Raw genomic sequence first — 10,662 nt, forward strand, 5'->3', positions numbered from 1 at the left:
TCATGCGGTGACAATGCCAAGGACGAATCCGTCATAGCCCTTGCTGCCTACCGTCTGAATTGCAGTGGCTTCTATCCGCGGCTCCGCAGCGAGCAGATCTATGAATTGACGGACGCCTTGGACACGGTCATCTGTACTGTCCGCCTGAATGACCTCGCCATCCCGTACGACGTTATCGGCTACAATCACCGCTCCCGGGCGGGCCAGCTTGAGCGCCCACTTCAGGTAATGAGGATTGTTCGGCTTGTCGGCATCAATGAAGATGAAGTCAAAAGGCTCATATCCCCGAGATTCCAGGGCCGCCAGCGAATCCAGTGCCGGGCCTTCAATCACTTCGGTCTTGTCTGTCAGTCCCGCCATTCTCAGGTTATCCTCAGCCACGACAACATGGTCGTGCTCGAATTCGAGGGAAACCAGGCGTCCAGTCTCCGGCAATGCCCTGGCCAGCCAGATTGTACTATAGCCCCCAAGCGTGCCGATCTCCAGGATACGGGCGGCTCTGCTCATCCTGGCCAGCAGATACAGCAGCTTCCCCTGATTCGGAGCGACATCAATCGCCGGCAGTCCGGCACCTGCATTCGCATCCAGCACGGCGTCCAGCACCGGATCTGCTGCCAGCAGCCTGTCATTGAAATACCCATCAACCTTGCTCCATTTGTTCTGTTCTTCCATGTGAATCCCTCCGTTTGTATATGAGTTGTATTGGAACTGCTTTAAATATAAAATATAATGATCCATAACACTAATATATGTTTTTGTAGTTTACATACATTTATATTATGAATGGAGGGACATTTATGAATATACATGCGCTGAGGCTGTTTTATTATGTGGCAGAGACAGGAAGCGTAACGAAGGCGGCCGCCCGGCTCAACATCAGCCAGCCGGCGGTTACCAGCCAGGTTAAGAGGCTGGAGAAGGACCTCGGCCTGCCGTTGTTCCATCCCAGCGGCCGGGGCATTTCGCTTACTCCCTTCGGGACGGAGCTGGCGAAGCAGGCGGGGAATTTGTTCACTTATGAAGCGCAGATTGAAGAATATGTAGAGGATTACCGCCAGGGGCGCAAGGGCAGGCTGCGGATCGCTGCTACGTATCTGCCGGCCAATTTCCTGATTCCCGGCTGGGCTGCCAGGTTCAAGGCCGGGCATCCCGGGATCGAGATTGAGATAACAACCACCAATTCCCAGCAGGCATTCGAGCAATTGCAACGGCATGAAGCTGACGTTGCCTTCTATGGGGGCAGAGCCAAGGAGAAGCCGGAGGATGTGGACTGGCTGGAGCTTTTGGAGGATGAGCTGTGGTTCGTGGTTGCTCCTTCCCATCCTTACGCGGGCCGTACGGTGTCCCTGACGGAGATGATGCGGGAGCCGTTCATCATGCGCGAAGAAGGAAGCTCCACACGGGAGCGTCTGGTCGCGTTATGTACGACCTATGGCCTGAAGCCGCCGCAGGTCACCCTGCAGTTCAGCGGGCTGGGCGAAGCCATCCGTTCGGTCATGGCAGGGTATGGGGCGAACTTTATCTCCTCGCTCGCCGTGCGGGAATATGTGGAGTGGAAGCAGCTGTCCCGCGTATATGTGGAAGGGATTCAGCTAAGCAACAAGATTGCAGTCTGCACGCGCAGGAACGAGACCCTTCCGGCGGCGCTTCAGCAGTTCATTGAGCTATGCCGCCAGTCCCTAAACAACAATTAAATATTATTATTCAATCTTTATCTCCTCGCTCGCCGTGCGGGAATATGTGGAGTGGAAGCAGCTGTCCCGCGTATATGTGGAAGGGATTCAGCTAAGCAACAAGATTGCAGTCTGCACGCGCAGGAACGAGACCCTTCCGGCGGCGCTTCAGCAGTTCATTGAGCTATGCCGCCAGTCCCTAAACAACAATTAAATATTATTATTCAATCTAAATATATTGATTAACGATAAATATTATGTTAAATTGAACTCACCATTAATGAGTGAGGTGCTTTTCTTGATGACACGTAAACCAGCTTCAACCACTTTTTTGAAGGCCGTGATCCTTCTGCTGGCTCTGGGTGCGCTGGCCTTGTGCATCTTTGTGGTCCCGGCAATCGCCGGCTTTGCCGCTGAGCTGTATCCCGGGCAGGCTTATCTGAAGGTGCTGGTCATGATTGATTTATATGGGGCGGCTGTACCTTTTTACATTGCGCTCTATCAGACCTTCAAGCTGTTAGGGTACATTGACCAGAATATGGCCTTCTCGGATGCTTCTGTGCGGGTGCTGAAGAATATCAAGCACTGTGCAGTCGCCATCAGCGGAATGTTCGCTCTGGGTATGCCGCTGTTCTATCTTATGGCAGAGAAGGATGATGCCCCGGGGATTATCGTCATTGGAATGATTTTTATTTTTGCCTCGATGGTAATCGCCGTATTCGCGGCTGTACTCCAGAAGCTTTTGAAGGATGCTATTGATTTGAAATCTGAGAATGATCTGACAGTCTGAGGTGATGACCATGGCGATAATAATTAATATTGATGTGATGCTGGCGAAACGGAAAATGAGCGTGACCGAGCTTACGGAGCGGGTGGGAATCACGATGGCGAACCTGTCCATCCTCAAGAACGGCAAGGCGAAGGCGATCCGCTTCTCAACGCTGGAGGCGATTTGCCGGGCGCTGGATTGCCAGCCGGGAGATATCTTGGAATACACACCGGATTCTGTTGAATAATGGGGGCCGGGAGCAGGAGGAGAAGCATGTTGACATCCCTTACACGGCTGCTGCACTTCGGGTATCATCAGGCGATGAGCTGCATTTTTCCTGTGGCGATCTTTGGAACGTTAACGCTGACCCGCACCATCGAACTGCCGTTCATCCACCGCTATGACCTGATTCTGCTGATCCTGCTTACTGCGCAGTACCTGATGTACCGGAGCGGGCTTGAGACTCTCGATGAGATTAAGGTCATCTGTGTGTTTCATGTGATCGGCCTGGTGCTTGAGATTTATAAAATAAGAATGGGCTCATGGGCCTACCCTGAACCCGGGTATACGAAGCTGCTGGGCGTTCCGCTGTACAGCGGATTCATGTACGCAAGCGTGGCAAGCTATATGTGCCAGATCTGGCGCAGACTGAAGATGGACATGACCGGCTGGCCGGGGCTTGCCGCTGCGGGACTGCTGGGCGGAGCGATCTACCTGAACTTCTTCACCCACCACTTCATTCCCGACTTCCGCTGGTGGCTGACGGCACTGGTAGTGGTTGTGTTCTGGCGGACCTGGATTATCTACCGGGTGCAGGGCAAGACGTACCGGATGCCGCTGATCCTGGCCTTTGCCATTGTAGGATTCTTCATCTGGCTGGCCGAGAATATCGCCACCTTCCTGGGGGCCTGGAAATATCCCGACCAGCATGAGGCTTGGAAGCTGGTCGGCTTCGGCAAGATCAGCTCCTGGTTCCTGCTGGTAATTATCAGCGTCATCATTGTAGCCCAGCTTAAGCATGTTAAGGCCGGGTTGACCGGGTCCAGTAAGCCGTCCCGTCCAGTGCGTAAGTGAACGGGGGCCCGCTGCCGTTAGCGTCTGCCTGAAGCAGCGATAAGGCTTCCCCTCCGGTGTGGAGAGTGAATAGCTGCTCGATATGATAGACCCCGGGCTCGGGAGCGGCCTCGTAGAGTCTTAGAACAACTCCGGCTGCTGTTGCAGCGGTAATGGTTGCTTCATGTACACCTGTAATCCCGTATTCAATGGCCGCAGGTTTGCCGTCTTTCGTTCCATGAACATCCACTTTGACAGCGAAGCGGTCTGAGCCGAACCGGAAGCGGCCGAAGGCCCGGACCGCGAGACTACGGAGTGTTCGGTTGCGCAGTAGAGTGGACAGACCGGAGCGGCGCAGCAGGGCTGCGGCTGTGGTGATGCTGCGGGAATCGAAGCAGAGACGGGTGGAGACCGAGGGGACGCCCAGTGTCAGAGGCAACGTCATCTGATCCGGGAATGGAAAGCGGTAAGCGGTATGCGTCCGCAGATCAAAGCCGAAATCAGCGGCTTTGCCGTCCGTGAAGCTCGAGACTCTGCGTGGTCTGCCTTGTTCGGTAACCTCAAAGGCTGCACCCAGATGGTCCACCGTCCATTCCAGCGCGGCTTGGCCGTGGCTGTCGCCGAGACCCAGCATGATGGAGATGTCGATCCTCTCGGTGTGGTCCAGCTCCTGTGCAGCCTTGGCGGCAAGCAGATTGGTTAAGCCGGGAGCCAGGCCGACACTCAGCAGGGCTGCGGCCTTGAAGCCATGCTTCACAGGGTCCAGCTTCTGCAGGCTGGTCAGGAACCCGCCGCCAGCCGAGACATCTACATAGTGAGTCCCGCTCTGCAGGCAGGCTTCCGCCAGCCGGGTGTCCTGCTGGTCCAGACACATTACGACCAGCTTCATATGCTCCAGCAGCTCCGGGTCCAGCGGCCCGTCTGCCGACAGCCGCAGCGGCTTCACCTGCCCGCCGGTACTGCGGGAGAATTCCCCGGCCCGGCTCAGATTCCGGCCAGCCGCATAGACCTTTCCGGGATACTTCGCTCCAAGAATCCGGCAAATTTGTGATCCGACATGCCCGTAACCGCCGATAACTACAATATCTGTTTTCATGATAGAATCCCGTCCTTACTGGTTGATTGCAGAAGCTGCGATTTCCTTAGAATTACGTATCATTATCCGGGTTATGCCTGCGATAGACTATCCCACATTTGTGGGATTATCGGAGAGGACAGAAGATGAACAAGATGATGAGAAGCATTCAGCAGCTTGATCCTGCACGGGGCGGACCGGTCCTGAATTCAGAGCAGTACCGGGAAGCGGTGATTGCAGCGCTCCGTTTCAGTATTCCGTTTGCCGCGGCTTGTTGCACCACTGTAGACCCGCATACGCTTTTGAGCACGGGGGCGGTAACGGAGCAGGGACTTGAAGCGGTTCATTCGGTGCTGTTTGAATATGAGTATCTGCATGAGGATTATATGAAATATGAGACATTGGCTGCGGCGGATATGCCGGTAGCCTCCTTAAGCCTGATTACCGGCGGACAGCCGGAGAAGAGTGAGCGTTACCGCAAGGTGCTGCAGCCTGCCGGATTCGGAGATGAACTGCGTGCCGCGCTGCGGGCAGGCGGGGTCTGCTGGGGATTCCTGACCTTATTCCGTCCGCTGGACCACCCTCCATTCCAGGAGCAGGAATGCGTCGTGATCGCTTCTGTCGTTCCGCTGATCGCTGAACGCCTGCGCGGATATGCGTCTGTCTTCCCGATGTCTGAAGCGGACAGGGGAGAGCCGGAGGATAACGGGATTCTCGTACTGAGTGACCGCCTGGTTCCCCAGAGTGCCAATGCAGCAGCTCATTATTGGCTGAAGCATATCTGGGGCCTGGAGCATCTGGAAGAGCGCACACTTCCAGGACCGGTGCGTGCCGTCTGCCTGCGGGTGCTCGCGGAGAGCCATCCTTCCGGGACTGCTCCCTCCGCGGCGCGGATATGCCTTCAGACCGGAGACGGGGCTTATCTGACCCTTACCGCCAGCCTGCTTGGCGGCCCGCAGAGGCTGCTGGCCGTTTCACTGGTGAGTGCCCGGTCTGCCGATGTATTCCGGCTGCTGGCAGACGCCTTCGCCTTAACCGCGCGGGAGAAGCAGCTTGCCGGGATGCTGGCGCTGGGGTTATCGACCAAGGAGCTGGCGGAATCGCTGTATATCTCTGCTTATACGGTACAGGATCACCTGAAATCTATCTTTGTCAAAACCGGTGTCTCCAGCCGCAGAGAACTGATCAGCAGGCTGTTGTCGCGATAGAGGAGAGGGGGGCCGTTCGCGCAGTGTCCACCCAAGTGTAAGTTGATCCTGCTACAAAACAAAGGGCTGACCCCAATGGGTCAGCCCTTATTTCTTACGTCAGCTTAAGATGAATGGCAGCTGGTAGTACTCTGCCGGGTTAATTACGAGCGCAACGTCTTCAGAGCGCCGCTCCAGGCCAGAACCTGATCGAGCATGGCGTTGACATTGGCAGTATGCAGGTCAGCCGGTTTGAAGACGGAACCGTTCTCGAAATCAGTGAACAGCGAGAGCAGCGGATGAACACGGACATCGGCGACCGACAGCTCGCCGAGAATGCCGCGCAGGTGTTCAGCGGCACGGACACCGCCGCCTGAACCATAACTTACGATGCCGGCTGCTTTGTTATGCCATTCATCGCGCGCTGAGTCCAGAGCGTTCTTAAGGACTCCGGTAAGACTGTGATTATATTCTTGTACGATGAAGACGAATCCGTCCAGGGTCGCCAGCTTGGCAGCCCAAGCCTGGGCTTCAGCATAGCTGTCACTTTCTCCGAAGAACGGCAGCTTGTAGTCGGCAATATCCACGATTTCATAATTAGCATCTCCGCGCGCTTCTGCAATACCCTTCACCCATTCGCCTACCTGCGGACTAACGCGGCCTTGACGTGTGCTTCCCAGAATAATTCCGATATTAAGAGTTGACATTATAATTCCTCCTCGTATTTGGTGTTCAGTGTTTTGCAATCAGTTATTATGTTTTTATTATAGCTTATAACTTTAATAAAGCAAGTGAATTTTAGATACTATTTATTTTGCGTGCTTCATATCCGTGTGATCAGCATAGATCAGTATAGATACAACCTAGGATGCTTCATCATAAGGTTTTAACTTATATGTCACTATGCATAACATTTATCGGCTGATTTCAGGATGAATTACAAAATAATCAGTTTTTGAATTGATTTTATATGGAGTATAAGCTTAAAATACATTCAACAAGTGAGTTTATCTAACATATAATTAGATTATCTACATCTTATGTACTTATAGCTAACAGAGAGGTGGGGCAGCCATGATTGAGGAAAAGAAACGGCAGGCAGAACTGGAGCTCCCGCGTCATTGCACCTTCTCGCCTGAAGACTGGCGGATTCTGGCCGGATATTGGTATCCGGTGGCGGCTGCGGATGAAATAAAGGATCAGCCGGTAGCGGTGAAGCTGCTGGATATGAAGCTTGTATGCTACCGTAGCGGAGATAAGGTGGTTATTGCCCGTGATCTGTGCTTTCACCGGGGAGCCCCGTTAAGCAAAGGCTGGGTGGAGAACGGGGAGATTGTCTGCCCGTATCACGGCTTCCGTTATAGCTGTGAGGGGAAATGTACCGCTGTCCCGGCGCATCCAAGCGCCAAAATCTCACCCAAATTGAAATTGATTGTCTATCCGGCGGTTGAACGTTATGGCCTGATCTGGACCTGTCTGGGAGGTGCGCCGGAGCAGATTCCATCCTTCCCCGCCTGGGAGGACCCGGACTATATCAACATTCTGATTCCGAGCTTTGATATTGCCGGTTCCTCCGGGCGGCAGATGGAGGGCTTCCTGGATGTGTCCCATTTCGCGTACGTGCATACGGCAACCTTCGGAGACCGTAATAATACAGAGGTTCCCCAGTACAAGGTATGGCGTGAAGGGGAGACGGAGCTGGTGGCTGAATATTGGAGTACGGTCAGCAATTACGGCAAGGGGCAGGACAATCCGGCACCGGAAGGCTTCCAGTGGCTGCGTGAGTTCCGGGTATTTGCGCCGTTTGCCGCATCGCTGACCGTCTATTTTCCGGATGAAGGCAGGCTGAAGATTCTGAATTGTGCTTCTCCGGTATCTGCCCGCTATACAAGGCTGTTCTGCCCGATCTCGCGTAACTTTGACAAAAGCGCTCCTGTAGAGGATACGATCAAGTTCAATCTTCAGGTGTTCCAGGAGGACGCGGAGATGGTAGAGTCGCAGACGCCGGAGGATCTGCCGCTGGACCTCCAGGCGGAAGCTCATATTCCGGCAGACCGGACGTCGATTGCTTATAGACAGCTGCTGAGCAGCCTGGGGCTGGGCCAGAATTATACCTCTTAATTCACATCACTTACGCAACTTATGATTCCGGGCGGCAAAATATGTTACTACAGCTACACTGTATAGTTCTCCAGTGTGAGCATCCACTTCCCGTTCTGAAGCTCGACTCTGTGCAGGCTGGTATAGGAAGCCGGGAATTTACTGCCGCGGTTGTTCCATTCTAATTCTCTGATCATGTGATAAATAATATTAATGACTCCGCCATGCGTAACAATGACCAGGTTATCTTCGGGAGAGCTGCCCGCTTCTTCTGCGCAGATCCGGGTGAATGCTTCCTGAATCCGGTTGAAGAATTCCAGCGGGCTCTCTCCGCCCGGGTAACGCTCGTCCATCCGCAAGCCTGAGAAATATAAGCCGGGATACCGTTCATTTACAATTTCGTTCGGCATACCGGCGATCACGCCGTTGTTCATTTCTCTCCAGTCCATACTGCGCTGCAGGGGTAACTCCAGTTCTCTTGCCAGCTCACCGGCTGTGTCCAGAGCCCGCTGCAGATCGCTGGTGATTATACGCTTTATGTTGAATAAGGGCTGGTTCTCTTTCAGATAACGGCCCAGCTTCTCGGCTTGTCTGTAACCCTGGGTCATTAGCCCCCGCTGACTCCATCCGCCGCGATATCCTTCGTCATCTTTGCCGTGTCTTACCAAATAGATCGCCAATTGCTCTTCGGCCTCCTGTCCTGTGAAACGTTAGTATGATTCCTTAAGCGGGATGCCCTGCTAAGTTTATCATTCGCTTTCCAGATTTAACAAGAAGAGAAGTTACAATCATGATGGCAAAGCTTGACAATAGCCGGACATAGCTTGCTTGGAGGAGTCCTCGGGGTTTACTTATTATGCGGCACGAAGACGATACGCTGCTGACTGTCGGCCGGAGTCTTCCATACTTCTTCAATCCGGGATAGCGGATAAACGACAGGGTTCGCAGTTAGCTGACCGTCTGCAACCGCCTGGATCAACGCCGGGAATTCTGCCAGATAACCGGCCGGAGTGACAGACCCCTGACCGCTGCCGATAATCTGGAAGTTGGCAGAGCGGAGGGCGGCGGAAGGAATTGGGGCGTCCGCACCGGCAACGGAACCGATCTGAATCCAGGTTAACAGCCGGCTGCGGTCGGACCGGCGGGTCAATATCGGGAGCATGGCGTGTGCGGCAGGTTCTCCCCACAGATAATCGAGCACAATATCGGCGTCGGCTGCAGCTTCTCCAAGGTTCCGGGCAACGGCTGCGGGATCTCCTGCAAGCGATAAGGTTACATCAGCACCAAGCTGGGGAAGTGAACGAAGGCGTTCCGGGTTCCGTCCGGCGGCGATAATCTGACTGGCTCCCATAAGCTTGGCGATCTGGACAGCCATCTGTCCGGAATTGCCGGTCGCTCCCAGAATAAGTACCTTGAACCCCGGCTTAGCCTGAACCCTGCGGCGCAGAGTCACCCAGGCTGACATGGCCGGATTCATCGCGGCGGCGATAAGCACAGGATCGGCATGTGCAGGCAGAGGTACAGCGCGGCGAAGATCAACGATAGTCTGGTCTGCAAACGTCCCTAGAGCCGTATCTGTTGCGACAAAATAGACCAGCTTGCCGTCCGGGAGCCGTCCCACTCCGTCAATACCGGGGATGAGCGGCAGTTCATCGGTACTGGTGTAGTGGGAGCCGTTGGCTTGTGCCCGTACCCGGAGATGTAACCCGGCAGCAAGCACATCCACCAGAGCTTCATGTTCTCCCGAGGGCACTGGGGATTCAACTTCTTCGTATTTCGGACCTGAATCGAATGATCGAACAACAGCAGCGTACATAAATAGGCCTCCAATTTGCCCGATTGGGCATTTTTTGTTTGTGGAACAAACTAAAAAGTTTGTAATACAAACAATATAGTTTGTTCCACGTACAAAGTCAATGGCTGCTGTGGTACAATAGTTGCAAACAGGTCTGAACTACAATAAAGTCCGGAGTGAAGCCAATGAGCAATTACGATGATTCTTTTGATAAACTGGAGGAACTGTCGATGGTCGACAGCCTTGTACAGCTTTCTTTTGTTATTCAGAACATCCTTGCCAGAATAGGAACGCAGCATGATCTGTCGATCATTCAAATCCGTCTGCTAGGGATACTGCGCGACCGCGAGCCGGGTATGCTGCAGCTGGCCAAGCATCTGGGCCTCGACAAATCCAGTATTACGGGACTCGTGGACCGGGCGCAGCGCCGCGGGCTGGTTGAACGTACCGTTTCACAGAGTGACCGGCGGGGGTTCAATGTGAGGGCGACCCCGGCAGGCTGGAAGATCATCCATGAGGTCGGCGAGCAGATTGAGCGTCAGATAACGCTGGTAACCGAAGGTCTTACCGGGGAGGAACGGGCGCAGCTTATTGCTCTTGCCAGCAAAATTCTGGTCACCGCCCCAGGGGTGAGCCGTTGATTGTATGGGGTGAATAGGGAGTGACCGTTTAATAGGGAACGAGCGTTAATCAACGGGACAGTTACAACAGTGAATGGAATTGATATTCCTTTATGCTGTTCATATGCTGCTACCAGGGAAAACGCATACGCAGTAACTTTAGAAGGTGGGCGCAGCGTGGCTACAGGTTGCTGCATCTGTGGCCGCACTGGCGAACTGCCCGCAGTGGCTGCTACTAGCTGCAAAGCTAGCACTGGCTTTACTGGCTGCACTAGCCGAACTGGCTGCGCATGTTGCATTGGTTGCACTAGCTGCAATGCTCGCACTGGCTGCACCTGTAGCCGGAAATAGTTGGATTTTCAGCACTTGTTTATGAGCAAAAGAGAGATT

13 protein-coding genes are annotated in these 10,662 nt (G+C 53.9%); 8 read left to right on the forward strand and 5 right to left on the reverse strand.

The genetic code is table 11. The annotated features are described in order from the left end of the window. Nucleotides 1-672, reverse strand: a complete 672-nt coding sequence (locus KDC22_RS12470) for an O-methyltransferase (protein WP_211723242.1) — start codon at nt 670-672, stop codon at nt 1-3. A 125-nt stretch (nt 673-797) separates the two neighbouring features. On the opposite strand from KDC22_RS12470, the gene KDC22_RS12475 reads away from it, so the two are divergent. The 5 genes from KDC22_RS12475 (at nt 798) to KDC22_RS12495 (ending at nt 3,516) form a co-directional block, all read left to right on the forward strand. Then, nucleotides 798-1,694, forward strand: a complete 897-nt coding sequence (locus tag KDC22_RS12475) for a LysR family transcriptional regulator (RefSeq protein ID WP_211723243.1) — start codon at nt 798-800, stop codon at nt 1,692-1,694. Nucleotides 1,695-1,728: 34 nt separating this feature from the next. Next, entirely contained in the window at nt 1,729-1,887 is a 159-nt protein-coding gene (locus tag KDC22_RS12480; protein WP_211723244.1) for a type 2 periplasmic-binding domain-containing protein, read from the forward strand. Nucleotides 1,888-1,974: 87 nt separating this feature from the next. Next, a complete protein-coding gene (locus KDC22_RS12485; RefSeq protein ID WP_211723245.1) occupies nt 1,975-2,463 on the forward strand; it encodes a DUF2975 domain-containing protein in 489 nt (162 codons plus the stop codon). Between the two features lie 10 nt (nt 2,464-2,473). After that, nucleotides 2,474-2,689: a helix-turn-helix domain-containing protein gene (locus KDC22_RS12490; RefSeq protein WP_173140086.1), complete on the forward strand. Its 216-nt coding sequence runs from the start codon at nt 2,474-2,476 to the stop codon at nt 2,687-2,689. A gap of 29 nt (nt 2,690-2,718) precedes the next feature. Continuing rightward, nucleotides 2,719-3,516 carry a DUF817 domain-containing protein gene (locus KDC22_RS12495; RefSeq protein ID WP_211724022.1) on the forward strand — a complete coding sequence of 266 codons (798 nt, stop codon included), beginning with the start codon at nt 2,719-2,721 and terminating at the stop codon, nt 3,514-3,516. Here the strand turns inward: KDC22_RS12495 and KDC22_RS12500 are convergent. Further along, nucleotides 3,464-4,591 (reverse strand): saccharopine dehydrogenase family protein, encoded by a 1,128-nt coding sequence (locus tag KDC22_RS12500; protein ID WP_246553532.1) that lies wholly within the window; start codon nt 4,589-4,591, stop codon nt 3,464-3,466. The two genes, KDC22_RS12495 and KDC22_RS12500, sit on opposite strands and share 53 nt — an antisense overlap. A 125-nt stretch (nt 4,592-4,716) precedes the next feature. Between KDC22_RS12500 and KDC22_RS12505 the strand changes: the two genes are divergently transcribed. Continuing rightward, entirely contained in the window at nt 4,717-5,778 is a 1,062-nt protein-coding gene (locus KDC22_RS12505) for a helix-turn-helix transcriptional regulator (protein WP_211723246.1), read from the forward strand. A gap of 143 nt (nt 5,779-5,921) precedes the next feature. Here KDC22_RS12505 and KDC22_RS12510 read toward each other — a convergent pair whose 3' ends face one another. Next, nucleotides 5,922-6,464 carry an NADPH-dependent FMN reductase gene (locus tag KDC22_RS12510; protein WP_211723247.1) on the reverse strand — a complete coding sequence of 181 codons (543 nt, stop codon included), beginning with the start codon at nt 6,462-6,464 and terminating at the stop codon, nt 5,922-5,924. A 367-nt stretch (nt 6,465-6,831) separates the two neighbouring features. Here KDC22_RS12510 and KDC22_RS12515 point away from each other — a divergent pair, with 367 nt between their 5' ends. Then, nucleotides 6,832-7,878 carry an aromatic ring-hydroxylating oxygenase subunit alpha gene (locus KDC22_RS12515; protein WP_211723248.1) on the forward strand — a complete coding sequence of 349 codons (1,047 nt, stop codon included), beginning with the start codon at nt 6,832-6,834 and terminating at the stop codon, nt 7,876-7,878. Nucleotides 7,879-7,931: 53 nt separating this feature from the next. On the opposite strand, the gene KDC22_RS12520 is transcribed toward KDC22_RS12515, so the two are convergent. Beyond that, nucleotides 7,932-8,537, reverse strand: coding sequence for a histidine phosphatase family protein (locus KDC22_RS12520; protein ID WP_211723249.1), 606 nt, complete (start codon nt 8,535-8,537; stop codon nt 7,932-7,934). Between the two features lie 167 nt (nt 8,538-8,704). After that, nucleotides 8,705-9,673: a quinone oxidoreductase family protein gene (locus KDC22_RS12525; protein ID WP_211723250.1), complete on the reverse strand. Its 969-nt coding sequence runs from the start codon at nt 9,671-9,673 to the stop codon at nt 8,705-8,707. A 164-nt stretch (nt 9,674-9,837) separates the two neighbouring features. Between KDC22_RS12525 and KDC22_RS12530 the strand changes: the two genes are divergently transcribed. After that, entirely contained in the window at nt 9,838-10,293 is a 456-nt protein-coding gene (locus tag KDC22_RS12530; RefSeq protein ID WP_211723251.1) for a MarR family winged helix-turn-helix transcriptional regulator, read from the forward strand. The last annotated feature ends 369 nt before the right edge of the window (nt 10,294-10,662 follow it).

It is taken from the genome of Paenibacillus tritici (assembly GCF_018207515.1).
GTDB classification, from domain to species: domain Bacteria; phylum Bacillota; class Bacilli; order Paenibacillales; family Paenibacillaceae; genus Paenibacillus_AQ; species Paenibacillus_AQ tritici.